Raw genomic sequence first — 25,873 nt, forward strand, 5'->3', positions numbered from 1 at the left:
CGACCGGAGTTGATCCGGTGGGCGCTGCCGCACCCTGTCGGGGTGTGGGGTGCGGCGCAGGCTGGTCCAGCCCCTCGCGGGAGGGGCCGGAACCTACATGCGCGGACTCAGGCGGTCTTGGCTGCCTGGGTGCGCAGACGAGCCAGCCCGGAAGCCAGCGTCTCGGTGATCTCCTGCATTCCGCGGAAGGGGACGAAAGCTTCCACATCAGGCTGGAACAGTCGTGCGATGAATGCATCGCCGAGCGGCTCGTACTTCGAGGCGAGCCTCGCGACCATGTCCTTGTTGGCGGAGTGGCTGGCGGTGTGGTGCAAGGACAGGGCGTTGTCGACGAAGTCGGTGAACTTCACCAGCGCGACGCGAGGGTCGGCGATCGCTTCGACGACATGGGTGCGGTACGCGTCGTGCTTCTGGGCGCGAGTGAGCCCGGCGGGGAGCTCCGGGTTGGTGACAGCCTCAACGGTGCGGTACACGGTCGTGCCGAACTCCGTAGCCCAGAACGTCAGGGCGGTGTGTCGAGGGTCGCTGGTCTTGGTCACCGGGGACAGGGCGACGATGTCGTCGACGCAGTCTTCGACGGTGTCATGAAGGATCGATGCGATGATCGCGGCCTGGTCGGTGACACCCCACCGGACCAGCCTGAGGGCCGAGCGGAGCGGGTGCTCGATGTAGTGGACGCGGGGCATGTCGCCGCGGTTCGCGCGGGTCTGGTCCCGGTGAAGGTAGGAAGCGTACGCAATCGCCTTCTCGACCAGGTCGACGTCGTTGCCGGCGGCCTCCGAGGCGAGCAGCAGCTCACGGCTGAGCAGGGTGGCGTCCATCTGCTTCAGCGGCAGGGAGCGGATCATCTCGTCAACAGGTGTGCTTCTCATGTCACCTACATGTGCGGACAGATGCAAGAAGGAGCGGCTCCTGCGAGAGGAACCGCTCCTACTTGGTGCTCAACCGAAGTTGGGCGACGGTAGCCAGCTGGGCTGGACCTTGGCTACGTGTTTGTGTCGGCCGGGGCGACTGTGGAAGCCCACCCCGGCCGGCAGGTCGATTAGTTGAAGGCCGAGTCCGGAGCAGTGGCCACCGAGGGGATGGTGATGACGACGGGGTCGCCCTTTGCGTCCTTGACTGCCGGGAGCGCCTCAACGGGAGTGTTGGGGTTGTCCGACGAGATGTAGAAGCGCAGGGTGTCGCTGACCTTGGAGACGGCGATGTACTCGCTGCCGTCAGCCGAGACGGCAACGTCCACCGACTCGGACGCCTGGATCAGCGAGTCGATGCCGTCGGCGTCAACGCCGGAGACGAGGTCACTGAAGGCGAGGTACTTGCCTTCGCCGGTGTTGGCGACGTACTGAGCGAAGGCGACGGACTCGGCTTCCTTGACGGAACCGAGGGCCTGCTTGCCAGCCTCCTTCTGTGCCCAGGGGATGACCGCGAAGACGGTTGCGGCGATGATGCCACCGACGATGGCGATGACGATGACGCCGACCATGATCGAGGCGAGGTCGATCGCACCCTGCTGCGAGAAGACGGCCTTGCGGAGGCCGAGCTCGCTCTTGCGGGCAGCGAACTGCTCCTTACGAGCCTTCAGGCTGTGCCGGAAAACGTTCATGAATATGGATCCTTTGGTTTTGTTGGCCGCCGTATCCGACGGCCAGTCGACTGCACCCGGTCGGGCGCAACGAAAAGGCATGTGGCGAAAACAGCCGTGGATCCTGCAGGTGGGAAGAATCCCTGTCAGCCGAGGAGCCCGAAAGCGGAGAACATCGCCGTGTACACGAGGACCGCCGGCGGGATGGCGAGGGCCATGAACGGAGCCAGCGGGACGGTGGGCTTCTGCTCACCGTGGGCGCGGATGACGACGGCGACGGACACGACTGCGCAGAGCAGGAAAGTGAACAGCAGCCACATGCACGCGGTGAGTGGTGACAGGGCTGCGAGTCCCCCGGCGATCACGGGGGCGATCTTGATGTCCCCGCCGGCGGCGAACCCGGTCAGCCACCACATGAGGACCATCACGCCGAATGTGCCGGCGGCTGTGAGGGCGGCTGTGATCACGACCGGGTTGTGCGGGGACACCAGCTGGATGGTGATGAGGGCGGAAAGGACCCCGGCCGAGAGAACGGCGTTGTGGCTGTTCAGGATGAGCTTGGTGCGCCAGTCGACGTGGCCGAGGAAACCGGCACCGATTCCGAGGATGACGGTGAGCACGATCATCGGCCATGGCAGCTGGTGTGCGGCCAGGCCTGCGGCTCCGCCGGACAACGCCCCGGAGATCCAAGGTGGAGCTGTCCGGCTGAGCCGGCGCGCTTCGGCGATGTCGTCGTCGAGGTCGGGGTCGAACTGGTCGAAGTCGGCTGGGGCCGTCCCTGCTGCGGTCATTGGCCGGGGATGGCGACGCCGGTGCCGTCCGGGACGCTCACTCCGCCGCCACCGCCGGTGCTGGTCATGTCCATCAGGGCGGGGAACATGGCGTACATCGGGACGATGACAGCGATGATCAGGACGGCGACGATCAGGTAGACGATCCAGTTGACGACAGGTTCCATCGTCTTCTGGAACCCGTCGAGCTGGACGTCTGCTTCCAGGCGGTACTCGGGGCCGAGCTCGCTCATCACTTCGATGGTCTGCCGGACGGACGGGGCGGCGGCCAGCATGTACTTGGCGTTCTCGGGGAGGAGGCGGGTCTGGGCGAACTCGGACAGTCGGGCGCCTTCGGTGCGCATCCGCTCCGCGTGGCGGTAGCAGTGCTCGGCGATCGCTTCGTTGCCGGCTCCGGCGCCGGCGGACTCGAGCGCTGCGGCTTCTCCCATTCCGGTGGACAGGTTGGTGGCGAGGAGCTCGAACAGTCGGCTCGTGGCGGCCAGCTGGACGATGGAACCGATCAGCGGAAGCCGGATCGACATACGGTCGGTGAACACCTGCACGGCGCGGATCTTGCGGCCGCCGAGCCCGTAGAACAGCCCGATGAGGACTCCGACGCCGATGAGGGAGCCGATGACGTACTTGGTGACGTCGGCGACGTTCAGCACGATCAGGGTGAGCGGAGGCGTCTCCGTGTTCAGGGTCTTGAAGGTCGCGAGGAAGCCCGGGATGATCCACGCGGTCGCCGCGAACAGGAACCCCATCGCCATCGTGAACATGAAGCCCGGCTGGATCAAGGAGATCAGCAGCTTCTTCTTTACCGACTGGCCCTGCGACACCAGCTTCGCTGCCTGCACCAGGTTCTTGTGGATGCTGGCTGCGGTGGGGGCGGCTGATACGAGCTCGTGGACGGTGCGAGGGAACACGTCTTCGGAGAGGATCGCCTGTTTGAAGCCGACACCCTCTTCACGCATCGTCTTCGCAGCACGGGTGTACGCGCGGCCGACTTCGTACTTCTTGAACTGCTCGCCGACGATCTCCAGCGCGCGAGCTTCGGATTCACCGACCTTCAGGATCATCGCGAGAGCGCGGAGGCTGCGGGCCAGGAGCTCCGGCTTCGTCTTCCGGCCGTTGTAGAAGGCCATCTTCCGCTTCTCGGGGGTCAGCTGGGCGGTTTGCGACATGGGGTCAGTCCTCGGTTTCGGTGTCATTCACGCCGTGGACGCGGCGCACACCTGAGGCATGTGGCGAACCCCTCAGTTTTCAGCGGATGCCGAGGCCGCGGAGCTTGTCCTCGAGGATCGCGGCGCTTTTCGTGTTCGCCTGGGCTGTCTCCACGGTGATCTTCTCGTCCTTCACGAGCTGGGCGAGGGACTCCTCCATGGAGAACGAGTCGCGGGTGGATTCCAGCTGAGCGCGCATCATGTGCAGGTCACCTTTGGAGATCAGCTCCTGCATGTTCAGGTCGTTGAACATCAGCTCCCGTGCGGGCACCTTGCCGCCGCCGATTTTCGGCACGAGCCGCTGCACCATGACGCCGATCAGCGACTGGCCGAGACGGGAACGGATCTGAGGCTGCTCGTCGGCGGTGAACTGTCCGATGAAACCGTCGAGCGCTTCCACGACGGAGCCTGCGTGGGCTGTGGTGATGACCAGGTGGCCGGTGGTGGCGGCGTGGAGAGCTGCGCGGGCGGTGGCCGGGTTCAGCATCTCGCCGATGAGGATGACGTTCGGCTTGGAGCGGAGGGCGTCCTCGATGGCTGTGGCGTAGTCGGGCGCGTGGATGCCGATCTCACGCTGGGTGAACATCGACTCCTTCGGGGTGTGGACGAACTCGATCGGCTGCTCGATCAGGTAGATGTGCTGCGCGGTGGTGCGGTTGATCAGGTCGATGAGCGCTGCGATCGCGGTCGTCTTTCCGGAACCGGTCGGGCCTTCCACCAGCAGCAGACCGCTGGATCGCTTCACGACGTCCTGCAGTTGCTGCGGCAGGTCGAGCTTCTCGACATGTGGGACATCGGCGGGGATCAGACGGAACGTGCAGGAGTGACCTCCGACGGACTTACGGAACGTGCCACGGACGCGCCAGGTGCCGGTATCGAACGCTTCGGAGGAATGGCCGCGCTCACCGAACGGGTCGAACTCGTTCCCGTCCTCGTCATCGGGGTGGTTGATCTTCAACCACTCCAGGATCTCCCGCTCGGGGATCTGCACAGCGGGATCTTCGTAGTGGGAGAGCTTGTCAGCGGTGAGCAGCCAGATGCCGTCGTTCGGATGAATGTGGATGTCGGAGACCTGTTGGTTGCCGGCCTGGTCGATGATCCAGTACAGGTGCTCTTCGGGTGTCATGGCGGTGCTCTCTTACTTTCCCTGGTCGGTGGTCTGACCGAGAACCTTGCGGATCTCTGCCTCGTCGGTGATGCCTGCCTCGACGAGGCGGGCGGAGTCTTCCTCGAATGTGGACGCTGAGGCTGCGTCGGCTACTTCACGGATCTCACCCAACGGGCGGTTCTCCATGACGGCTTCGATGAGCTGGTCGTTCATGGTGAGGACTTCGTGGATCGGGACGCGGCCGCGGTACTTGTCCAGCGGGTCGACTCCGTCCCATTCCGGGTTGAGGCGGCGGACGAGACGCTGCGACACGATGCCCTTCACGGCGTCCATGACAGCGAGCGGGGAGTCCTGCGCGAGCTCGATGAGGCGGAGGGCTGCGGTGACGTTGTCGTTGGCGTGGATGGTGGAGATGACCTGGCGGCCGGCCTTCGACTGGCGGACGGCGGCGGCAGCGGTTTCGTTGTCACGGATCTCGCCGAGGAACAGGGTGTCGTAGTCGCTTCGGACGAGGAATGGGAGCAGGTCCTTGAAGCCAGCGCCGTTCTTCTCGTCGACCTCCAGCTGGGTGAGGCCGGGAAGGCGACGCTCGACCGGGTCTTCGAGGGTCCAGACGGTGCGGTCTCCGGTCGCGACATGCATGAGGGAGCCGTGCGCGGTGGTGGTCTTTCCGGAACCCATCGGGCCGGCGATCATGACCATGCGGTTCGACGCGGCGAGCATGTCGTAGAACAGGTTGAGGTTCTTCTCGGAGAACTCCAGCTCCTCCAACGGCTTGACCGCACCGCGTGATGGGAGGCGCATGACGAGGGCGTCGCCGCCGTCTTCGGAGCGGAACAGGACGGCGCGGGCCTTGCGCACTTCACCGTCGACGGGGACGCCGTAGATGGCTTCCTGCGGGACGAACGATCCGTCGGACGCGAACTGGGCGCCGGCCTTGAAGATACCCATCACCTTCTGCGCGTCGGCGCCTTCCAGCTGGGCGAACTCCCGCATGGTTCCGTCGATGCGGGCGCGGAGGAGCAGGTGGTCGCGGGCGCCGTTGACGGTGGCGTGGATGTCTGAAGCGTCCATCAGGAGTGCTTCGTTGACCTTCTCGCCGAGCCATGTCTGGGCGTTGACGCCCGTCTCGATGGCGACCTCGCGGCTGCGGTTGATGCGTGCCGGAGTGGACGGGCGGGACGAGCCGAACGAGAAGAACGGGTCACGCTCGTTGACGATCGGTTCGAAGGCAGCACCCGGGTCGACACGCTGGGTGCGCTGCTCCGGTGCAGGCTGGTACGGGGTCGAGTCGTACGGGAGCTCGGCGACAGGCCGAGGCGCCTGAGGCTGCACTGGAGCCTGGTACGCCGGTGCGGGCTGGAACTGCTGGGCAGGAGCGGCGGGGGCCGGCTGCTGGAACTGCGGGTAGGCGGGAGCGGGAGCCTGCACGACGATGACCTGCGGTGCCGGAGCTTCCTCCTTCTTCACCACCTTCTTCTCGCCGAACACGACGTTGGTCGGGCCGAGCCCACCGAACGGGGAGAACGGAGAGTCGGCTGCTGGAGCGGCAGGCTCGGTGACGGCGACGCCCTCCGCCTCAGTGACGGGGTCAGCAGATACTTCGACGGGCTCAGCGATGGGGGCAGCGGCCGGGGTCTCGAACACTGCGGGCGCGTCAACGACAGCCGCAGCGGGCTCCTCGACGACAGGCTCTGCGACGACGGGCGCCTCTTCGGGTGCGAACGTCTGGAACTCGGGAACCTCGACAGGCGCCGGCAGGTCCTCAGCGTTCAGGTCCGCCCAGCCGAACGGTGAAGCAGTGTCGTCAGCGGCGGGCTCGACAACCTCTGGCACGTCGTCCACCACAGCTTCCGGGGTCGCCTTGGCGTCCACGGCGGGGGTCTTCGACTTCTTCCGCTTCAGCCATCCGCGGCGGGCTCGAGGCTCAGTCGCCTCGTCGATGACGGGCTCAGCATCCGGGGTGGGGACGGTGGTCACCAGATCTTCGAATGACGGGAAAACAGGCACGGGCTGCGCGACTTCCTCAGCAGCCTCGGGCTCCGTTGCGACGTCGAGCTCGGTCTCAGCGACGGGCTCGATCTCGGGCTCGTCATCGGTGAGGGACTCGACGTCAGCGGCAGGCTCAGGCTGAGCTTCGGGCTCGGTGGCAGGGGCAACTTCGGGCTCGGCCGCGGCCGCCGGCGCGTCCTCAACCTCAGGCTCGGGTGTGATCTCGGTGTTGGTGGGCTCCTCGACCTCGGGTGCGTTCAGCTCCGGGTCGGTGGTGGCGGCACCCCAGGTGGGAGGTGTCCACGCCGGTGCAGCCCAATCCGGGGTCGCCCAGGCGGGTGCCGCTGCCGACTCCTCGGGAACTTTGTCTTCGCTGGCGGGCTCCTGGACGTCGTCGGCTGCGGGCTCGACACTCTCGACCGGAGCGTCGTCGATGACGTCCTCGTCGGAGGGTCCCTCTGCAGCAGTGGCGGTTGCATCGGCCGTGAGCTGGTCGAACTCGATGACATCGGGCGTCGAGTCATCGGCGAGCTCGACTGCGCTCTCAGCCTCGGGGGCCGGCTCCGTCTCGTCGACAACGGGGATCTGCTCAGTTTCGGTTTCGATTTCAGTTTCGGTCTCGGCCTCAACTGAAACCTCAGCAACGACGATCTCCTCAGCCTGATCGGCGGGCACCTCTGCCGGGTCCACCTCGAAGGCAGGGTCGTCCCACAGCTCGACGAGGTCGTGGTCGGTTCCCTCGTCAGCAATCTCGTCCTCGGCCACGGCGATGTCGTCAGCGACGGTCACCAGTTCGTCCAACGGCCAGAAGGTCGCCTCGAGCCACTCGGAGTCAGCAGGGACAACAACGGTCGCGGGTGGTTCAGCGGCGGTCTTCACGCTGACGCCGATCTTCTCGATCAGGTGCGTGAGGTGCGCGTCGGCGCGCACGTCAAGGACGACGCTCTCTCCGCGCTTCAGGACGGAGCCTGCGGGAAGGTCGTTGCGGGAAGGCTCGACCCGGTGGCGGGGAGGCACGGGGTTGGTGCGCTTCTTCTTGTCGTCGCGCTTCACATACGGGTTAGCGTGTCGAGGTGTCATTGGGGGTACCAGCCAAGGGTTCGGTGTCTTGGGCCGCCGGCCGACGGCAACAGGAAGGCATGTGGCGATTCCGGCTCATGCTGGTGGTGGCGACAGGAACGCGTCGACGTGGGCGATCGGGATCGTCCGTGACGAGTACCGACCCTGATTTCCGAGGTTGTACTCCTCGATGTGGACGGTCTTGTCTGCCAGGTTCACCGATTCGACGTACGCGACATGGTTGGAACCCCACCATGCGACCCAACCGGGTTGGGGGTCGGCGGATACCGGCCAGTGATGGGCTTCCCAGTTCGCTTTCCACTGGGATGCGTCGCCGCCCTGAGGGGTGAGGTCCGACCAACGCCAACGGAGCTTGTTAGAGGTGGCTCCGGCGTCCTGGTTCAGTCGCCAGGCGACGAAGTCGACACACTCCCGGTAGTAGTACCCGATCGGTGACAGGCCGCCGCCTTCATCGTCTGTGAGCGCGTGCGGCCACGGGTAGTCGTCACCGGGCTCCACGCCGAGGGATTTCAGGGCTGCGAGGCGGGCAGCGTGTGCGGAGTCCGCTGCTTCCTGGCGGACCTGCAGTCCGGTGAGGGCGGCGTAGGAGTCGCGGGACACCTTGATGGTCGCTGCTTCCGCGGGGACTTCGATGTGCTGGGAGGTGTCGGCCGCCGGGGATGGTGACCGCTGGTAGTCGTAGCCGGCCGGAGATGCGTTCGCGTAAGCAGGCAGTACGAGCGTGGCGATGAGCAATGTCGATGCGGACACAGCTGTGGTCTTCTTCAGGTTGATCCGAGGTATCCGCAGCTGAGTGATGCGCCTGTGGATGGTCCCGGTGAGCATGCTGGCGCACGCTGCCGCCTCTATGCGGAGGTTCCGCAGGGACGGCAGACGCGCATGTCGGGGTCGGTCGGCCATTTCGCCTTCAAGGCATGTGGCGACCGACCCCGGTTTGGGCGGCTAGAGGCTGGCTGTCTTCCCGGAGACGATGACTTCGTTCGTGCCGGTGGATCCTCCACCGCCGACGCCGCGGACGGAGTCGCTGAGCTCGCCGTCGACCTCAGTGAAGTCCGGGGTGAGGTAGTGCTGGTACATCATCTGCGCGACCCGGTCTCCGGGGGTGACGACGAACACGGTGTCACCGAAGTTGTGGAGGATGACCATGATCTCGCCGCGGTAGCCGGAGTCGATGACACCGGGGGCGTTCAGGACGGCGACGGAGTGCTTCAGCGCGAGACCGGACCGCGAGCAGACCAGGCCGACGGTGTCGGAGGGGATCTCCTGCGCGAAGCCGGTCTTCACGAGGGCGTGCTCGCCAGGCTCGATGAAGTAGTGCCCGGTGGAGCGAAGGTCGAATCCGGCGTCGCCAGGGGTGGCTGCGGTGGGGAGGACAGCGTCGGGGTGGAGTCGCTTGAACTGGACGGGGATGGTGGACATCGGGTGGGCTTTCTGGTTGTGGGTGGTCGGTTCGCCGGTGGGCGCTGACACCGTCATGTGCGGACGGGTCAGAAATCGATCGGGCGGGTGCCGCCGATCAGGCAGGTGTCCCAGTGGGTTTCCGGCATGGTGGTGGAGGTGAAGGTCCCGTGTCCGACATCACCGATGAGGCAGGTGTTCCCGTACCGGACTGAGAACTGGACGGTCTCCTGCATGGTTCCGGCTGTCCCGTTGTGGTCGGTGACTTCCATGACGTCGTCGGGGACGCCTGCCGCACGGAACGCTTGGATGTACGCGGCGCCGTCCATCGCGCCTGTGCCTGCGACTGTTCCTGCGACCCGGTCGAAGAACCGTTCGGCTTGCGCCACCGAGGCTTCCGGGTCGTATGGTTCCGGGACGGCGATGTGGCCTGGGTTCACCGCTGCAGCGGTCGGGGTCGGTTTGGGGGCCGGCGGTTCCGGTGGTTCCGGCATCAGCACGGTGTAGCTGAGCACGGCGGTGGCGATGAACAGGACGGTGACGACGGCGGACAGGATCAGCCTCTTGGTGGCTCGGCTCATCGGATCGTCTCCACCCACTGGTCGAGGAGCGGTTGCACGTCGGCGGGAGCTCCGCCGGCGCGGGGGTAGAACTTCTCCAACGTGGTGTACGCGATCAGACGTTCGCTCCAGGCGGTGAACTTCGGGTTGCAGGAGATGAGGGTGAGGAGGTGATCGAAGCCGAGGTTGTCGGAGTCTGGCCAGTCCTTCAGCACCGACACCTGGGTCCGGTCCACAAGGTCTGAGTTCCGGAACCGGTACTCGTACCAACCGTCGGTTGTCTCGACGTAGACGGGGTCTCCGACGCGAAGCTCGGCGAGGTTGAAGAACGGGGACCCGTACGCGGATCGGTGCGCTGTGATGATGCTGTTGCCGGCTCCACCCAGCGGTGCGCTGCCGATGTAGTGACCGGCGACGCCACGGTCGAGGATGTCGTGCTTGTCGGTGCCTTCGACGATCGCGAGCTTGAAGTCCGTTCCGAGCCTCGGGGCGTAGAGCACACCGATTGTCGTGCCTTGCTCCCACGCGAGGATGTCCTGTCCGGGGAGACGGTATTCCTGGTCGTACAGTTTCGAGGCAGCCTGCGACCCGGCGGGGACCGGGTGCCGCTCGAAGTCGGAAGCCCACGTCTCCGCGGTGGTGCTCGCTTGAACGGCGACGACTTCAGCGGTGGCTTCGTCGGTGGCGACGAGTTTCCAGCCGAGGAACAGCAGGATGATGACCAGGCCGGTGATCAGCAGCTCCAAGCAGACCGCGAAGGGGTCAGCCCGGTGCTGGACGGCGGATGTCATCGTCGTGCCAGGTCGACGTGATGTGCGAAACGGTTGCGGGCCCGGTCACGGACCGCCGCGATCTCCTTCGCAGACAGGCCGTACAGGACGATCAACCCCGCCACGAAAGCAGCCATAGTGAGCGGGATGGCGTACTGCTTGCCGATGAAGATGAGCGCGGCGCAGCAGACGGCGCTGACGATCAGGTAGGACGACATTCGGCGCCAGAACTGCTTCCTGAACAGCGGCGATCGACCCTCCTCAGCGATGAGCCGGTCTTCCTCCCGCAGCCACAGTTCCACGTCGTCCTCGGATGCGAAGGTGATGGGCTCATCGTCGTAGAACACGGCGGATCGACGGTCGGCACCTGTGATGGTCCCGTGGACGGTGGCCGAGGCGCCGGTCTCTGAGCTGGCCTCCAGGTCAGCGGATTCGATGAGCATCATCACCTCTCCGCTGCCGTCGGGGATCAGCACCCAGCGGTCCTTGAGGGCGTCCTCGGTGGCAGTCCACGCGGTCAGTTTTCCGGTCATGCGGCGATCACCGAGCGGACGGAGTCGATCAGGTCGAACGCTTCCGGCCACGCGAACATCCGGGGGCCGGTGACGAACTTGTTGTAGGACTGGTCGTACACGATCCGCTCCCAGGTGGGTGCGAGGAGCCCGTCGATGACAGGCTTGTCGTCGAAGAGGATGTCGCCCTTGATGAGGGTCTTGTCCTGGGTGAGGACGACCCTCTTCACCATGTCCTTGCCAAAGTGCTCGCCGATCGCCCACAGCTTGTCGGACGCGCACGACTCGTTGTAGAGCGCCGGCGTGGAGCAGAACAGCACGTTGACACCTGCGTCGACGAGGGCGCGGATCACTTCGACGGCTCCCGGGAACACGTCGAGCTCGCGGAACAGGCCGGGCCATGCCATCGCCTCGCGGAGAGCGGCGGCTTCGTCGGCTGGGGTGTTGGGGAAGAAGTCCCATTCGTCGCGGGTGCCGGCGTCGGCGATCTTCACGTTCGGGTGGTTGATCCGGGCACGGCGAACGATTCCGCCTTCCCAGTCGAAGATGACACCGTCCATGTCGAACAGGACTGTGAACGGGTCGGTGCTGTAGTCGCGGCCGGAGGCGACATGCCCGGCGATGATGTCGAACAGCTGATCCCAGCTGGTCATCCGGCGGCCGGGGGTGTTCCGGTTGTACGGCTGGTCGAACACCACCTGCTCCCACTCGGGGATCATGCTGCCTGTGATCTCCGGCTTGTCGTCCAGCAGGATGTCGCCGCGGACGACGGTCTTGTCGAACGTGAGGATGGTGTTGGCTGCGACCTTGTCGCCGAAGTTGGCTGCGTTCCACACGAGTTTGTCGCTGGCGCAGCTGGGGTTGTCGGCTGACGGTGTGGTGCAGACGAAGTGGTTGATCCCCCGGTCGTGAAGCTTCCGGAACGCCTTCTGGGCGCCGGGGGTGACGGGGAGGTTCCCGTAGAAGCCGGCGGTGTTCATCGTGGCTCGGAAGGCGTCCCGCTCTTCCGCCGGGAGTGTGAGGTGGAAGTCCCACTGGTCTCGGGTTCCGGCGTCGGCGAACGTCAGGTGCGGGTAGGCGGCACGGACGTCACGGATGAGCCCTCCCTCCCAGTCGGCCATGGGGGCGTCCTGGTCGGAGAGCACGATGAAAGGTGTGGTCATATCCCCCACATGTGCGGATGTTGCCGGGTTTGCTGCATCCAGGCTCAGTTGCCTGCCGCCGTCGCATCTTGCATGGCTGCGTCGAGCACCGTCGCGGTGTCGCACCAGTCGGTGCTGCCGTCGTCAGCATGGACCAGTGGCGGTGCTGCGGCCGGCACGTCCGGCAGGGCATCTCCGGCGTTGGCGGCATGGAAGTCCTTGACGGCAGCGTTGAATGCTGCGGCGGCCAGCGGCCATTCCGTGTCAGCTTCGGTCGCATCCCCTGTCAGCTGCATCGTGCAGCCGTTGGACGCGATGGTGAGCAGCTGTGTCCAGGAGGACATCACTTTCGCGGAACCCAGCACCTTCACCTGCTGCACCCCGGTGACGCCTTCAGCGGCATCCGTCAGGCCGGAGCATCCGGACAGGGTGATGACGGCGATGGCGGCTGCGGCGAGCAGGGCCTTCTTCATGCGGCGGCGCCGTAGGAGTCATGGGCAGCGTTCAGCAGGTCGAGCTGTGCCCGGTGGACACCGTGGCCGACGAGAGGTTCGGTGAGAGTCGCCAGTGCGGGACCGTACAGTCCTGGGCGCCCGGAGAGCTTGCCGAGGAACTCAGAGGTTTCCGGGTCGGCATCGACGGCCGCTTCCGCGGCTTTCCGGTACCAGTAGCGGAAGTCGATGATGCTCTCAGCACAGTCTGCGATGGCTTCCCGGTCGGTTTCGGGGATGCTCTCCAACCATTCCAGGACCTGCTCTGCTGCGCGGTGGTTGAGGACGGTCTGTGGTTCGGCGATGACGCTCATGTGTTCAGGCCATGTGGCGATGGTCCGCCACATGGCTTTCCGTTGTGAGTCACCCCGACATCGAGCAATGGGCGCGGCTGGAACGGAAGTACCAGGCGCGCGACTACGCCGGAGAACCTGACAGGTCATCCGGGTATTTGGTGAACCGCGGATCCGAGATCCTGCTGGTCGCACCGCATTCAGTGAACTCGATCCGCCACGGCGTTGAACGGCCAGCTGATGCCGGCACTGGCGGGCTTGCTGAACTTCTGGGCGCGAAGACGGATGTGAGCGTCCTGACGTTCGCCCGCACAGCCCCGTCCTGGGAGACGTGGAACACCCGTGAGGACGACTTCACCCGCATCCTCCGCGACCAGCTGGGCGGGGTTCGTCTGGTGGTTGTGCTGCAGGGTATGGCGGACAGGCACGGCGTTGACATCTGCGTCGGGCTCGGCCCGGACCCGTCAGAGTTGACAGATCACGCGTCGAAGGTTCTGCTGCGAGCTTTCAACGGGTACGAAGCGTCGGAGAACTTCCCTTTCACCGGGGAGCCTGAGTACACCGTCACGTCGTTCACCCAGAAGACCGGACCGGCGACTGCTGTGCAGGTGGATGTCGCGGCTGTCCACCGGGACTTCGCCGCCAGCGCCAAGTCTGGGGTTCGAGCTGTCGCTCGTTTCACTAGCGCTCTCACATCACTGCAGCATCACCTCGGCTCGGACTGACGCCACCCGTCAGTTCTGGGCGGCGACCTGAGCTGCGATCACCCCTGGCGGGCCCGCTGACAGTGGCCTCCATGACTCCAGGACGCCGACGGCGGCGATCCGTTCACGTGATGAGTACAGCGGATTGCAGGTTGTGAGGGTGATCAGACGTTCGGTCGGCTCTGCTCCCTCGGCTCCGGGGACCGGCCAGATGACGTCGATCTTGTCAGGGCTGATGATCCGCTCCGACCGGAACCGGTAGGTGTACCACCCGTCCGCGGTCTGCACGATGATCGGATCCCCCGGAACCAACTGGTCGATGAGGTGCATCGCACCTCCGTACGCGGACCGGTGCCCGGCGATCGCGAAGTTACCCGTATCACCCGGCATCTGCGTTCCGGGGTAATGCCCTATTCCCAGGTCGAAACTGTTCAGCACCTCGGCGCCGAACCCTTCCGCGATCGTCCTCCGATAGTCGGGTCCGTAACGCGGGACGTACAGGACAGCGAATGCTGTTCCTGCCTGCGGTGCCTCTCCTACGGTGGGGTCTCCGAACTCGGCGCTGTGTGGGGTGACATCCTCACTCGCGGCGGCGATCCACGCTTCTGACTGCGCTGCAGCAGCATCCGACTGGTGGGTTGCGTAGGTGACGTCCTGCCAGCCCAGCTTCCAGCCGACGAACATCAGCAGAAGCACTGCGCCGGAGATCAGCACCTCGCCGATGGCGGTGCAGACCAGCGTGAATGTCGAAGGCTTCATGTTCACCACATGTGCGGATCAGAACGGATCCGCCTCCCGAAGTTGTGCCGCCACATGCCTGAATGGTGGGAGCGGATGACGCGCCCGACCCTTTTCGCCGTCCTTCCCTCATCGGAGCCTTCGTGACCGACTACCAGTACCCCAGCGTCTTCTTCCCCGCCCGGCCGCAGTTCGCAGTCACCGTCCCGGACGACTGGTCCCCGCACCTGACCGACGGGGTCGAGTTCGCTGTTGTCCGCGACGCCGAGGAAGGGGATGGCGGTTTCCGGCCGAACGTCTCCGTCACCATCACCCGTGTCATCGGCGAAGCGGACCTGACCGTGTTCGCCACCGAGATCGGCACATCCCTGTCTGAAGTACCGTCCGTGCAGATCCTTGGCGCCGAACTCCGCGAAGTCCTCGACAACCCCGGGATCCGCATCGAAATGACGTTCCCGCACCCGAGCCTCGGCGAGCCGATCTTCCAGGCGATCAACGGCACCGTCATCCAGCACGACCTCGTCGCAGACCTGATCACCATCTCCGGGTGCTGCACCGTGGAGCAATCTAAGGAGCTCCTCGCAACCATCCGCGAGATCGTCGAGTCAGCCCGGCTCGAGTAGGAGCACCCGCAGCCCGGCCGGGGGCACGGCACGCACCGTTTGCCACATGGCTCACAGCTGACAACCAGCCGGCACGCAGTCGTGTCCGGCCGAAGCTGGAAGGCCACCGATGTTCCGCAAGCTCTACCGACCGCTACCCACCTTGGCAAGCCTGCGTGCTGCGATCGATCTCGCCTCGATCATGGTGGGTGTCATCGTCATCGCCATCATCGGTGCGATCATCGCCGCCAGCGTCTTCACCGTGATCCCCTGGTCCCAGGACGAGAAAGCGAAGGTGGATCTGACTGCGGTCAAGGACATCCAAGCCATCGCCAAGCTCCCGGCTCCCGGCGGTGTCGGAAGGTACCTGGAGACCGCCGACCTGACCAGCGGAGCCCTGGCCGGGTTCGAAGGTAAGAAGGTCGACGACCCCGGCACTCTGCTGGTCACCACCGACCAGGACGGCACCTGCTACGTCGCCACCTCTCGGTCCCAGTCCGGCCAGGTCGTCTGGTACGTCACCGACAAGAACCCAGCACCCCAGAAGACCGCCATCGCCCCTGACTACTGCGGCATCGACGTCGTCCAGCAGGGCGAAGACACCCCCGGCCCCGGCAGCGGCCCCAGTGGCGGCGGACCAATCACACCAGTCGGAAACCCCGGCGACCCGGCCGTCGATGTGGACGGATACGTGCCCACAGGGCAGCCCAACCCGACCGTATTCGCTGACCGCAACGGTGGCGGCCTCGGAACCAACCCGTCCGGCGCCGGACCGTCACGCTCCTACAACGTCACAGCTGTCATCGGCGGGCCTGGCCCGTCGAACCCTGCACTGCCGGTGATCACCGAAGCGCCAAGCGACACCACGATCTCCGATGTTCACGCATGGATTGGCACGAAGGAAGTCTCCGTCACCCAGTCAGGTTGGTTCCTGATGAGCGGCAACGCGAGCGCTGTGGTCATCGGGAACAACAACTTCAAGGTCGGTTCCGGATGGAACTCCACCGTCAGGTCATGGTGGGAGGACGGCTACCTGTCCTTCAAGGTGGGCGGCGGACAGCCGAACATCATGCGCATGAACGGGGCAACGTCACCCATGCTCGACTCCCTGTCGAACGACTACGGTGAGGACTTCGTCTGGCCGGCCGTCGCTGAGGCCACAGCGGCAAGGTCGGGCGTGAGCGACTGGAGCTACGGAGCCGGCTTCGAAAGCTTGTTCAGCACTGTCCGGCCGTTCACCCCCGCCGACATCAAGTCGTTGCCGTTCCTGAAGAACATCCACGCGACCGGCGGCGCAACCATCAACCTGACCAACGGTGTCATCCACCTGGCCGACGGACGGAACCTGTCGTTGGCGAAGGACCTTGCCTACTTCGACTCGTCGGAGCCGTGGCTGACGATGAGGACCTTCTCCGACGGAGACGGACAGTTCACGTCCGTCACCACCGTCGTCAACGAGGCCAAAGCACTGAAGGGCATCACCCGCGCGGAGCTGCTCGGCGCCACGATCACATTCGAGTCGAACGGCACCAACACCATCAAGCTGGTCGACAAGCACTGGTACGACACCAAGTTCAACCGGAACTGACACTGTGAAAAACGAAAGGCTCACCTGCGAAGGTGAGCCTTTCGTTTACGCCAATCCGAGGCTGACCATGTCAGCTCCGGTGCTGGCGATCGCGAGCAACAACGTGTCACGGCTGGTGACGATCCGCGGCTCGTATCGGAGCGGCATTCTGGCCTCTTCCGGTGTTCTTGCCGCCTTGATGTTGTTGCATCGAAGGCAACTCGAGATCGTGTTCGTCCAGGTGTTCGGGTTCCCCTTCACCCTGGATCTCGGCATGATGTGGTCGATTGTCATCGCCCCGGTGCGGCCGCAGTAGGCGCACCCGAGCCCGCGGTCACGTTCGATCACGCCGGAACGGGTCCACGGCTGAACCATGTACTTGTAGGGAACACGGACCATCTCTCTGAACTGCACCACGCGGGGCACCGGGAACTCCGCCGACGCGGACTTGAAAGTCTGGCCGGGGACAGCTTCGACGATGGATGCGCGCTCGCGCACGAGGTACGCCATGGCTCGGCGGAGAGGAACGACACCCAGCGGTTCGAAGCTGGCGTTCAAGACGACTACGGCGGACACGATGGGGGCTCCTTTCATCCCAGAGGCGTGCGTGTGTTCAGTTGTGAGGCATGTGGTGAACGCACAGTGGATGAAGGAATTGGAGGCGCCTACGGGACTCGAACCCGTGTGCCCGCTTTTGCAGAGCGGTACCTAGCCTCTCGGTCAAGGCGCCATGGTGGCCGGCCCAGGTTTACGGGCGGCCGATCGCCTCAGCGGCGACCTGGTCGGCTTCCGACCCAGTCGGCTTCAGGGCTCTCCGGGCGACGGATGCCAGTCCGGTGTAGACGGCTCCGGCGGCAGCTGCGGCCAGTGCGACGCTGCCGGCCCCGACATCAGCTCCGGCTCCGGCGGCGAGGATGCCGACGGTGAAGCCGGCGCCCATGACACCGGCGGCGTGGGAGGTGATGGCGACGGAGTGGCGTTGCGCCCAGGTGCTGTTCTTGTGCGCTGCCTGGTGGATCCGGTAGTACCGTTCCACCTCGGTGTCGCGTTCCCAGCCGGTGAGGTCTGGACGGTCGGTGTCGACGGCAGTTTCAGCCCACGCCCATGACTTCTGCTCGTCACGGCTCGTGGGTGCCTGCAGCTCGTATCCGTGCCGGGCGCGGCGGGCGGCGTACCGTCCGCTGTTCTCGGTGGATCCGCGCAGGATCCCGTCCTGGTCTTCCCACACTCCGGCGTGATCTGTCATGGAGCGTAAGTGTGTGGGCTGTTCAGGCGACCCTGCCGAGCCACTCCTCGATCGCCTTGATGGGGACGGGCGTGAAGTCGTGAGCGTCGACTCCGACGTGGAACTGGCGCGGGTGGGTGCCGTCGGTCGCCTGCGTGGCGTGGGTGTGTCCGTGGACCAGCGGGAGGCCGGTGTCGACCGGCCGGAGCTCCGCGTACCGTTCGATGTCCTTCCGGGAGTCGCCGACGTACGGGTAGTGGGAGAGCAGCACCCGACGGCCGCCGATCTCCGCCTCCATGACCTCGTCGAGGATCGTCCAGCCGTACTTCTCGTAGAGACCGCGTTTCTTCTCGATCTCACGACCTTCGTCGAAGGCGTGGGAGACACGGTCGTGGTTGCCGGGCAGGATGTACTTGTCTCCGTGGAGGGCACCGGTCAGAGCCAGTGACTCCTCCAGTGGTCCCATGGCGAGGTCGCCGAGGTGGATCACCCTCTGGTGGGGGGCGACGGCTCGGTTCCAGCGGGCGACGAGCTCACCGTTCATCTGGCCGGTGGACGTGAAGGGCCGACTGGCGAACTCGATGATGCGGGCGTGGCCCCAGTGGTGGTCGCTGGTGACGTGGTGGAACTCGAAATCGATCAGGCTGACCATGCGAAGGCCTTTCCCGCCTCCTGGACGGAAGGCGTTGCGTAGCGGTTGTTGGCTCGTTCGATGAGCTGGGTTTCGAAGTCGCGAAGGTAGCTGTGAACAGCCACCTCTTCCCGGGCAGGGAAGCCGCGACCCATGAACTTGACGGCGAGGGCTTCGCTGACGAGTCGGCGGACGAGGTCGCTGCTGAAGCCGCGTACTCGACCGTTGTGTGCGATAGATGGGTGCATGTCGCAGATGGACTTCAGGTCCACGTCCGGGATCTCGATCCCCCAGTCGGCGCGGAGGTCTCTGTTGATCTCGCTGACTTCGGTGATTTCCAGTTCGGTGCTGCTGCGACGTTGGTTGTTGCTGTAGTACATGGGTGGGGTGGGCTCCTCTTTCATCACCCACATGTGCGGCACCGGCAGGAAAAGCGTAGGAAGGCTCAGGGTTTCAAGCTGAGCTTGAAGGTTTCTACCCGCCGAACGAGGAGTGTCCGATCGAGCTGGACTTCGCGCCGGACCCGAACCCGCCGGACTTGCCGGCCTTGGAGGTTCCGCCGAAGCCGCCCTTCAGCGAGGTCTTCGATCCGACCTTCGACCCGGCCGGAGCGGCGGGGGCGACGTCGGGCTGGACCGCGGCGCCGGGTGCGGCGAACCCGCCAGCCTGGACCGGAGCCCATGACTGGACGCGGGGCGAGTCCCAACGGGATCCGCCGAACAGGAGCGGGCCGAGCCAGATGAAGCTGCCGCCGGCGTGGTGGTACGTGTTCCCGTACTTCTCGCTGGACTCGCACAGCTTCTCCGGGCTGTCGGAAACGGTCTCGCCGTCAGCTTTCAGCTTCGCGATCTGCTCAGTGACATCCGCGATGCAGTCTTCCTTCGACTTGTACGTGGGGCGTTCCGTGCCGTCTGCGACGACGTAGTTCTTCCCGTCGGCGCCGGGCATGACGATGCCTTCCTCGGGGACGGAGGAGCAGCCGGCGAGGGCCAGCATGGCGCCGGCGACACCGATGGCGGTGACGGTCTTGGCGATGGTCTTGTTGCGGTCGGCGGCGATGCCGGAGATGGTGAGGGTGCCGCGGCGGGTGGTCACAGTTCCTGTGCTCCTAGTTCTCGATGAAGTGGGGGACGAACTCGGCGAGGTCTCCGGTGATCGGGCCGCTGGTTTCGCGGATGTCGATCCCGGCGGGGGTTTCCCCGACGACCCAGGAGCCGATGATCACGGTCTTGCCGTTGAGGCGGGCCAGGTTCGCACGCTTCTGGAAGATGAACCCTTCCTCGCCGTACGCGCCGGGCTGTGCCACGTCGACGGAGCCGTCACCCTTGTACACGGTGACGTTCGCGCCTTCACGGCCGAGCCTCGGCTTTGAGACATGTGGCGTACCGCGGAGCTTCTCCGGGCTCTCGTACGTCGCGAGCAGGTTCGGGTGGTTCGGGAACATCTCCCACAGCACCACGAGGAGCTGCTTGTTGCTGAGCAGCATCTTCCACAGCGGCTCCACCCACTGGGTGTTGTCCTTGGACGGTTCCAGGAACCCGGCGAACTGCTCCTCACGCATCCACTCCCACGGGTACAGCTTGAAGATGTGGGTGATGTCCTGACCGTCGGAGTCGACGAACTGGTTCCGGTCGGCGTCGTACTCGACGTCCTCCATGAAGATCAGCTTCGGGGTGAACCCGGCTTCCTTCGCGGTCTCAGCCATGTACGCCACGGTGTCGGCGTCCTCGATGATCAGGTCACCGTCGCCGTCGTCGTGCAGCGATGCGAGGTGGAGGACGGTGCCTTCCGGCAGGTTCCAGCGTTCCTCGCGGATGTGCTTCCACTGCTCGACGAGGAGCTCGTGGATGGCGTTGAACTGGTCGGCGTTCTCGCCGCGGACCTGGACGAGCCACTGCCACTGTGCAGCGGCGGACTCGACGAGGCTGGTGGGGGTGTCGGCGTTGAACTCCAACATCTTGATCGTGGAGCCGTTGTCGTAGGCGAGGTCGAACCGGCCGTACACGGTCGGGTCGTCGTTGTCCCAGGAGTCCTTCACCAGCTGGCGGAGGCGTTCCGGGATTCCGAACTCGGCGAGGCGGTCCTCGCGGACGACATGCTCGACGGCGTCCATGCACCGGTCGAACAGCTCCTTCGTCGCAGCTGCCAGCTCATCCACCTCGCGGGAGGTGAAACCGTACGCGTTCACTTCGTTCCAGTACGGACGTCCGCCTTCGGACTCCAGGTCGTAGAACGAGAAGCCGATCTGGTCGAACTGCTCCCGCCAGTCGGGACGGGCGGGGGAATCGATGCGACGCACAGTGTTCCAATCGTGTCATGGCCACAGCCTGCGGAATGCAGCGCTGTTGTGGACTTGGCCGGGTTCGCACCGACCGTTTCCGCTCCCCCGCCTGGATTCGAACCAAGGCCTGAACAGCTCCAAAGGCTGCCGTGCTACCGCTACACCACGGGGGATCACTTCTTCTGGACCTACATGCGCGGATCCCGGCCGATTGTTCGGGCAGCTGTCACCCGGACTGGGTTTTGTCGGCCGTCTTCGCCCGCCGGTAGTGTCGGGCGACCCGAAAGGACCCGAACCTCATGGACAACGAATCCGTCAAGGACGACGCCCAGGCACCAGCAGCCCCTTCGGTGGCGCCGGCGCCCGCGACAGCCGCAGCGCCGAAGGCTCCACGGGCATCCAAGCCGCGTGTGCCAGGCGCGCCAGCCAAGCCGAAGTCGGCCGCGAAGCCGAGGAAGAAGCTGTCGAAGACCGCCATCGCGTTGATCGCCGTATCCGGCGTCGCCGTCCTCGGGTGGGCTTCGTTCGCTGTCGCCGTCAACGTCGCCGCGAACACGAACGATGAGCTCGTCCACGTTCAGGCTGACAACACGAAGATGTCCGGGGAGAAGGACGACCTGATCGGCGACCTGACCGAGATGACGGCGTCACGGGACCAGTACATGAACGCGTCCGACGCTGTCGCCAAACGGGAAGAGGCTGTGAAGGTCAAGGAGACGGCGCTGCAGACACGGGAGGACGCCGTGAAAGGCCGCGAGGATGCGGTCACCGGTGCGGAAGCCCGTGTGGCGCAGACCACATTGAAGGACGGGTACTCCTACATTGTCGGAGTGTCCATGGAGCCCGGCGTCTACGAGGCGACGTCAGCGAGCGGCACCTGCTACTGGGAGATCAACACCTCCGGCACCAACGGGTCCGACATCGTCGACAACGACCTCGGCGCGCAAGGGCTGATCCGTGTCACCGTCAGCGGCGGACAGGACTTCAACTCCTCCCGCTGCGGCGACTGGAAGAAGGTCGGCTAGACCAGCTACCAGAGGTTCGCTTCGGTGCGGCTGATGTCGAACCCGTGCCCGGATGAGGCCCGATCACAGGTCATGCCGTCCTCGCGGGACACGCACACCACTCCCCCGAACGTGATCGACTTACCGTAGTCCAGAACGGCGACGGTGTCGTCATAGGTGCCGCGGAACGGTTCGTCAGTCCGGCAACCGAACTTCACCGGGTCGTCACCGACACCTTCGACGCTGCCGACCATGTGGCAATGCTCGCTCGGCCGTGGCCCCGGATCGAACGTGAACTCCTTCGCCTTACAGCCCCAGAAATCCCAGTCGGTGCCCGCCTCGAAGATGGTGCAGACGATGTTCCGTGACGGGCTGACGAAGTCAACGCCGTCGCCTCCAGTCTCCGACATGTCCATGAACAGGCCAGGGTTCACCGGGACGACAACCTCGGCGGCCGGCGGGTCGGTCACCAGCTGTTCCGGGGTCTCGGTGGCGACTGGTGGCAGCGTCTCGGTCGGCGCCGGGACGCTGGTCGAGGTTGGTTCGGTGGCCGCCGGCAGGTCGACCCCAGTGGAGGGGGTCGGAGCGGAAGAGGCGCCGGCGCATCCGGTCAGGATGACGGCAAGCGCCCCGACCGTGGCCAAGGAGATGAGGGTGCGGCGCAAGAAGGTTCCTTCCAGTCTGCGGTGACGCAGGTGGGACATGTGGCAGAGCCTCCGCGATCCTCTCAGCTGATCCGTTCGACGTGCGCGAAGACGGCAGGCCAATCGTTGTGGTCGAAGTTCTTCTCACCGGTGTGGTGCGTGAACCGGTACACGCCAGGGGTCACGTCCACGACGGGCATCGTCCACGGGAGGTCGGCGGGGTTGGCTCCGTTGACCATCCACTCAGCGAGCTCTTTGAGCCGGTAGGAGTTGTCGTCGTCCAGGTCCGGCTTCGCCAGCCAGGTGGTGAGCTTGCCGAGCCAGTCGTCGTAGTCGGCGATCGAGTACGCCCACAGGTCGGTGCAGATCGAAGCGAGCTCCGTACCCTCCGGGTTCCCGTCCTCCCCCGGTGCGAGCTCGGAGTCGAAGTGGCTGATGATGAACCGGTCTTCGCCGGTCCGGATCAGTGACGGGCTGGAGTTCAGCACCGGCCCGTACGCACACCCCTGCTCAGCCATCTCGCGGGTGGCGCGAGCCTGGCCAGCGACGGAGTTGTAGTCGGAGCGTCCCTCGCCCACTGTGTCGAAGTCGTAGAGGGGGCGGAGGTCGTCGCTGACGATCAGCTTCCCGCTGGGGACCGACAGCTCGATGACCGTCGTCAGACCGTCAGGCATCGAGCATTCTGACGCGGCGGCCAGTGAGACCGGGTCGCCGTTATCGTCCTCGACGACGGCCCAGGACGGGTAGGCGTCGCACATGTGGCAGGAGAACACGGCACCGTACAGCTGTGGCTTGAACCAGGTGGTCCCGCCATCCCTGACCAGTCCGGACTGCTCTGCGACGATCTCGTTACGAAAGCGACCATGAATGTGCATGTGGCCACGCTCGTCAATCGGCAGGCCGGTCAGGTCGCGGCTGGGGATGGTGATGTCGGACACGTGGTGAATCTCCTTCATAGGTGCGGTGGTGGAACGTACCGGGGAGACCCGGGCCCGAAGGCCCGGATCAGCCCTTGACGCAGAGGAGCGTCTGCAGGTGCTCGACAACCTCGACCAGGTCGGACTGGGCGTCGATCACACTGTGGATGTCCTTGTACGAGTCCGGCAGCTCGTCGAGGATCCCCGCGTCTCGGCGGGACTCGATGGTCCCGAGCTGGCGGGCGATCTCCGAAGCGCCGTCGTCGTCGCCTCGGAACAGGTCCTTGGCCTTGTTCCGTGAGAGTCGGCGGCCGGCGCCGTGAGACGCGGACTGCATAGACAGGTCGTTGCCGAGGCCGCGGACCACGTACGAGCCGGTGCCCATCGATCCTGGGATGAGAGCGAGCTCTCCGCCGCCGGCGCGGATCGCACCCTTCCGGGTGACGAGCATCTGGCGGCCGTCGATCTCCTCCTCCGCGACGTAGTTGTGGTGGACGTTGATGGGCTCGTCGAATGTGACGCCCTTCGCCTCGAAGTGCTTGGCGACCTGCTCCTTGAACAGGCCCATCATCACTGCGCGGGAACGGAGCGCGAACTCCTGCGCCCACTCGAGGTCGTGACGGTATGCCTTCATCTCCGGGGTGTTTCGGAAGAACACCGCGAGGTCGCGGTCGGGCAGGTCCTGGTTGTGCGGGAGTGCCTTGGCGATCGCGATGTGGCGCTCTGCGAGCTCCTTGCCGATGTTGCGGCTGCCGGAGTGCAGGGTGAGCCAGATCTGGTCCTTCGAGTCGGAAGTGACCTCGATGAAGTGGTTCCCGCCGCCGAGGCTTCCGAGCTGCGCCTGGGCGCGGCCTTCGAGCTTCTGAACGCCCGTGTGGAGGTCGCGGAACGATCCCCAGAAGTTGTCCCAGCCTCGGTCGAGTCCGAGGCGTCGGACGTTCACTGCGGTGTCATGTCCGTTGAATCCGACGGGGATGGCCTTCTCGATCTTCAGGCGTAGGCCATGCAGGTCGTGAAGGTCGGACACGGTGAGGCTGGTTCGGACAGCGGAGACGCCGCAGCCGATATCGACGCCGACGGCGGAGGGGCTGATCGCCTGCTCCATCGCGATGACGGATCCGACGGTCGCTCCTTTTCCGAAGTGAACGTCCGGCATTACGGCCAGCTTATGTACCCATTCCAGGGCGGCGATGTTCCGCAGTTGCTGCAGGGCGACCTGCTCGATGTCGTGCTCGTGAGCCCAGAGGAGGGTCGGTGACTTCGCCCCGCGGAGCTCGACGGGGAACTGGTGTGTCGTGTCGGACATGGTGGCCGTCCTTTCGTTGTCGGTCATGTCGTGCTGGTCCGGCGATCGGTTCGCCGGGTCGGTTCCCTGCCGTGGAGTCGAACCACGATCCCCGCTGCAGCGGAGCTCTGCCGTTGAGACTTAGCAGGGAAGTTGTTGGGGCCGTCGGATGGCTACCACCTTCATGTGCGGCATCCGGGGAAACGGCGGAGCTGATGCGCTGTAGCCCTAGAGGCTGTCGAGGAACCTGCGGATGCCGGCCATGTCGGCAGGCGTAAGCCCGACGTACGGATTCGGCTCCACGAACAGGTGCGGGATGCCCGCGGCTTTGGTGCGGACGGCGTCGCCGTGAAGTCGGATCTCAGTGTCTTCCGCCCAGATGAACGGGGTTGGTGAGGTGTCGAGGTCGGCGGCGATCACTGATGCTTTCCAGTAGCCGGCGCCGACGAATCCTTCCCTCTTCCTCAGGCCCGTGTATTCAGGGATTCGGAGCCCGGTGAGGCGGTCGTCGAACAGGTCGACCGCGGAGAGGATCTGGTCGTCGTAGTTCCAGGTGGACAGCCACACCGGTTCCAGGTTGTAGTCGGCGATGACCTGGGCGAGCTCGTCGATGAGCTGAGGCGCCCAGACGATCCGGTAGGCACCAGCACGGAAGCCGGTGCGGACCACCACGGCGGTTGCTCGTCTCCCCCAGACGGTCTCCGGGTAGTCGGCGTTGATGACGTCGTCGAAGTCGAGATACAGGCGTGTGCGTGGCATTGCCGTGATCCTCTCGTTGTTGTGCCCCCGGCAGGGATCGAACCTGCGGCATACCGCTTAGAAGGCGGTCGCTCTTCCACTGAGCTACGGAGGCCTCCCGGCCTAGTAGCCGAAGATGGTCTTGTCGCCGGTGTAGTGGTTCCGGATGGTGTCAGAACCCCAGCCGCGGCTGTCGCCGGCAGGGAACCCGAGTCGTTCGCTGAGGAACGCTGCGGCTTCATCGTCGACGTTCACGGTGTCGATGTCGTATCGCTGGTAGCGCTCGTCCGTGATCCAGGACGCGACCACTGCCTCACCGAATCGAAGCTCGACGGTCGCGAGTTTGATGTCGAACTCCTGCTGGATGTCGCGGATAAGGATGGCAGCGTCAACCTGGCTGACGCCGGCGTTGAGGAAGTGCGACAAAGCCGGTTCGAGGTGAGGGGCAAGCTTGGACAAGATTTCTCCTTCGTTGAGGGCCCCAGGTCGGAGTCGAACCGACGAACTTCCGCTTTACAAGAGCGTTTGCTGCGGTCAACCGGCGTGTCATACCTTGACCTACTCCACTGTGGTGCATTCTCATTTGCAATACCTCACCATCGTGTTACTTGAC

The 25,873-nt window shown here is 65.1% G+C and carries 30 protein-coding genes and 3 tRNA genes; 4 read left to right on the plus strand and 29 right to left on the minus strand.

Annotation, left to right across the window (positions count from 1 at the left end; translation table 11 throughout):
* Positions 1-107 precede the first annotated feature (107 nt).
* The 14 genes from ASF30_RS12930 to ASF30_RS12995 form a co-directional block, all read right to left on the minus strand.
* The gene (locus ASF30_RS12930; RefSeq protein WP_082467767.1) at positions 108-872 is read right to left on the minus strand and encodes an HD domain-containing protein; all 765 of its coding nucleotides are present in this window, start codon (positions 870-872) and stop codon (positions 108-110) included.
* A 170-nt stretch (positions 873-1,042) separates the two neighbouring features.
* The gene (locus tag ASF30_RS12935) at positions 1,043-1,603 is read right to left on the minus strand and encodes a hypothetical protein (RefSeq protein WP_055907213.1); all 561 of its coding nucleotides are present in this window, start codon (positions 1,601-1,603) and stop codon (positions 1,043-1,045) included.
* 125 nt (positions 1,604-1,728) lie between these two features.
* The gene (locus ASF30_RS12940) at positions 1,729-2,373 is read right to left on the minus strand and encodes a hypothetical protein (protein WP_055907217.1); all 645 of its coding nucleotides are present in this window, start codon (positions 2,371-2,373) and stop codon (positions 1,729-1,731) included.
* Positions 2,370-3,539 (minus strand): type II secretion system F family protein, encoded by a 1,170-nt coding sequence (locus ASF30_RS12945; protein ID WP_055907220.1) that lies wholly within the window; start codon positions 3,537-3,539, stop codon positions 2,370-2,372. Before ASF30_RS12945 ends, ASF30_RS12940 begins: the two co-directional genes overlap by 4 nt.
* A 79-nt stretch (positions 3,540-3,618) precedes the next feature.
* Positions 3,619-4,704, minus strand: a complete 1,086-nt coding sequence (locus tag ASF30_RS12950; protein WP_055907224.1) for a type IV pilus twitching motility protein PilT — start codon at positions 4,702-4,704, stop codon at positions 3,619-3,621.
* A 12-nt stretch (positions 4,705-4,716) separates the two neighbouring features.
* A complete protein-coding gene (locus ASF30_RS23360; protein WP_055907227.1) occupies positions 4,717-7,731 on the minus strand; it encodes an ATPase, T2SS/T4P/T4SS family in 3,015 nt (1,004 codons plus the stop codon).
* Positions 7,732-7,833: 102 nt separating this feature from the next.
* Complete coding sequence (locus ASF30_RS12960; RefSeq protein WP_055907229.1) at positions 7,834-8,583, minus strand: CHAP domain-containing protein; 750 nt, start codon at positions 8,581-8,583, stop codon at positions 7,834-7,836.
* Between the two features lie 117 nt (positions 8,584-8,700).
* The gene (gene dut, locus ASF30_RS12965) at positions 8,701-9,234 is read right to left on the minus strand and encodes a dUTP diphosphatase (RefSeq protein ID WP_235480327.1); all 534 of its coding nucleotides are present in this window, start codon (positions 9,232-9,234) and stop codon (positions 8,701-8,703) included.
* Positions 9,235-9,245: 11 nt separating this feature from the next.
* Positions 9,246-9,737 carry a DUF6993 domain-containing protein gene (locus ASF30_RS12970; RefSeq protein WP_055907231.1) on the minus strand — a complete coding sequence of 164 codons (492 nt, stop codon included), beginning with the start codon at positions 9,735-9,737 and terminating at the stop codon, positions 9,246-9,248.
* Complete coding sequence (locus ASF30_RS12975) at positions 9,734-10,507, minus strand: sortase (protein ID WP_055907234.1); 774 nt, start codon at positions 10,505-10,507, stop codon at positions 9,734-9,736. Before ASF30_RS12975 ends, ASF30_RS12970 begins: the two co-directional genes overlap by 4 nt.
* Positions 10,504-11,019, minus strand: coding sequence for a hypothetical protein (locus ASF30_RS12980; protein ID WP_055907236.1), 516 nt, complete (start codon positions 11,017-11,019; stop codon positions 10,504-10,506). Before ASF30_RS12980 ends, ASF30_RS12975 begins: the two co-directional genes overlap by 4 nt.
* The gene (locus ASF30_RS12985; protein ID WP_055907238.1) at positions 11,016-12,161 is read right to left on the minus strand and encodes a 5' nucleotidase, NT5C type; all 1,146 of its coding nucleotides are present in this window, start codon (positions 12,159-12,161) and stop codon (positions 11,016-11,018) included. Before ASF30_RS12985 ends, ASF30_RS12980 begins: the two co-directional genes overlap by 4 nt.
* Positions 12,162-12,205: 44 nt before the next feature.
* Complete coding sequence (locus ASF30_RS12990) at positions 12,206-12,613, minus strand: hypothetical protein (protein ID WP_055907243.1); 408 nt, start codon at positions 12,611-12,613, stop codon at positions 12,206-12,208.
* On the minus strand, positions 12,610-12,945 hold the full coding sequence (locus ASF30_RS12995) for a hypothetical protein (protein WP_157497371.1): 336 nt from the start codon (positions 12,943-12,945) through the stop codon (positions 12,610-12,612). The genes ASF30_RS12990 and ASF30_RS12995 overlap by 4 nt, the downstream gene beginning before the upstream one ends.
* Before the next feature lie 44 nt (positions 12,946-12,989).
* Here ASF30_RS12995 and ASF30_RS13000 point away from each other — a divergent pair, with 44 nt between their 5' ends.
* On the plus strand, positions 12,990-13,649 hold the full coding sequence (locus tag ASF30_RS13000; protein ID WP_157497373.1) for a hypothetical protein: 660 nt from the start codon (positions 12,990-12,992) through the stop codon (positions 13,647-13,649).
* 9 nt (positions 13,650-13,658) lie between these two features.
* On the opposite strand, the gene ASF30_RS13005 is transcribed toward ASF30_RS13000, so the two are convergent.
* Entirely contained in the window at positions 13,659-14,387 is a 729-nt protein-coding gene (locus tag ASF30_RS13005; protein ID WP_157497375.1) for a class E sortase, read from the minus strand.
* Between the two features lie 122 nt (positions 14,388-14,509).
* Between ASF30_RS13005 and ASF30_RS13010 the strand changes: the two genes are divergently transcribed.
* Together ASF30_RS13010 and ASF30_RS13015 are read left to right on the plus strand one after the other, a co-directional pair.
* Entirely contained in the window at positions 14,510-14,989 is a 480-nt protein-coding gene (locus ASF30_RS13010) for a hypothetical protein (protein WP_157497377.1), read from the plus strand.
* Between the two features lie 109 nt (positions 14,990-15,098).
* Entirely contained in the window at positions 15,099-16,556 is a 1,458-nt protein-coding gene (locus ASF30_RS13015; RefSeq protein ID WP_055907258.1) for a hypothetical protein, read from the plus strand.
* Between the two features lie 45 nt (positions 16,557-16,601).
* On the opposite strand, the gene ASF30_RS23525 is transcribed toward ASF30_RS13015, so the two are convergent.
* The 8 genes from ASF30_RS23525 to ASF30_RS13055 form a co-directional block, all read right to left on the minus strand.
* On the minus strand, positions 16,602-17,129 hold the full coding sequence (locus tag ASF30_RS23525) for an HNH endonuclease (RefSeq protein ID WP_055907261.1): 528 nt from the start codon (positions 17,127-17,129) through the stop codon (positions 16,602-16,604).
* A gap of 62 nt (positions 17,130-17,191) precedes the next feature.
* Positions 17,192-17,265 (minus strand) — tRNA-Cys (locus ASF30_RS13025).
* Between the two features lie 18 nt (positions 17,266-17,283).
* Entirely contained in the window at positions 17,284-17,781 is a 498-nt protein-coding gene (locus ASF30_RS13030) for a hypothetical protein (RefSeq protein ID WP_055907263.1), read from the minus strand.
* A 22-nt stretch (positions 17,782-17,803) separates the two neighbouring features.
* Positions 17,804-18,412 (minus strand): metallophosphoesterase family protein, encoded by a 609-nt coding sequence (locus tag ASF30_RS13035; protein WP_055907266.1) that lies wholly within the window; start codon positions 18,410-18,412, stop codon positions 17,804-17,806.
* Entirely contained in the window at positions 18,400-18,771 is a 372-nt protein-coding gene (locus ASF30_RS13040) for a hypothetical protein (RefSeq protein ID WP_055907269.1), read from the minus strand. Before ASF30_RS13040 ends, ASF30_RS13035 begins: the two co-directional genes overlap by 13 nt.
* A 94-nt stretch (positions 18,772-18,865) precedes the next feature.
* A complete protein-coding gene (locus ASF30_RS13045) occupies positions 18,866-19,486 on the minus strand; it encodes a hypothetical protein (RefSeq protein WP_055907272.1) in 621 nt (206 codons plus the stop codon).
* A gap of 13 nt (positions 19,487-19,499) precedes the next feature.
* Positions 19,500-20,690 (minus strand): glutathionylspermidine synthase family protein, encoded by a 1,191-nt coding sequence (locus ASF30_RS13050; RefSeq protein WP_055907274.1) that lies wholly within the window; start codon positions 20,688-20,690, stop codon positions 19,500-19,502.
* A gap of 82 nt (positions 20,691-20,772) precedes the next feature.
* Positions 20,773-20,845 (minus strand) — tRNA-Gln (locus ASF30_RS13055).
* A gap of 126 nt (positions 20,846-20,971) precedes the next feature.
* Here ASF30_RS13055 and ASF30_RS13060 point away from each other — a divergent pair.
* Entirely contained in the window at positions 20,972-21,697 is a 726-nt protein-coding gene (locus tag ASF30_RS13060; protein WP_055907277.1) for a hypothetical protein, read from the plus strand.
* 5 nt (positions 21,698-21,702) lie between these two features.
* Here ASF30_RS13060 and ASF30_RS13065 read toward each other — a convergent pair whose 3' ends face one another.
* From ASF30_RS13065 to ASF30_RS13085, 6 genes are all read right to left on the minus strand, one after another.
* Positions 21,703-22,341, minus strand: coding sequence for a DUF6636 domain-containing protein (locus ASF30_RS13065; protein WP_055907280.1), 639 nt, complete (start codon positions 22,339-22,341; stop codon positions 21,703-21,705).
* A gap of 62 nt (positions 22,342-22,403) precedes the next feature.
* Positions 22,404-23,258 carry a hypothetical protein gene (locus tag ASF30_RS13070; protein ID WP_055907285.1) on the minus strand — a complete coding sequence of 285 codons (855 nt, stop codon included), beginning with the start codon at positions 23,256-23,258 and terminating at the stop codon, positions 22,404-22,406.
* Between the two features lie 67 nt (positions 23,259-23,325).
* Complete coding sequence (locus ASF30_RS13075; RefSeq protein WP_055907319.1) at positions 23,326-24,543, minus strand: RtcB family protein; 1,218 nt, start codon at positions 24,541-24,543, stop codon at positions 23,326-23,328.
* Positions 24,544-24,750: 207 nt separating this feature from the next.
* The gene (locus tag ASF30_RS22285) at positions 24,751-25,281 is read right to left on the minus strand and encodes an HAD domain-containing protein (protein WP_082467773.1); all 531 of its coding nucleotides are present in this window, start codon (positions 25,279-25,281) and stop codon (positions 24,751-24,753) included.
* 22 nt (positions 25,282-25,303) lie between these two features.
* Positions 25,304-25,375: transfer RNA gene (locus ASF30_RS13080), tRNA-Arg, on the minus strand.
* An 8-nt stretch (positions 25,376-25,383) separates the two neighbouring features.
* Entirely contained in the window at positions 25,384-25,719 is a 336-nt protein-coding gene (locus ASF30_RS13085) for a hypothetical protein (RefSeq protein WP_157497379.1), read from the minus strand.
* Positions 25,720-25,873: the final 154 nt, after the last annotated feature.

It is taken from the genome of Leifsonia sp. Leaf264 (assembly GCF_001422325.1).
In the GTDB taxonomy this organism is placed as follows: domain Bacteria; phylum Actinomycetota; class Actinomycetes; order Actinomycetales; family Microbacteriaceae; genus Orlajensenia.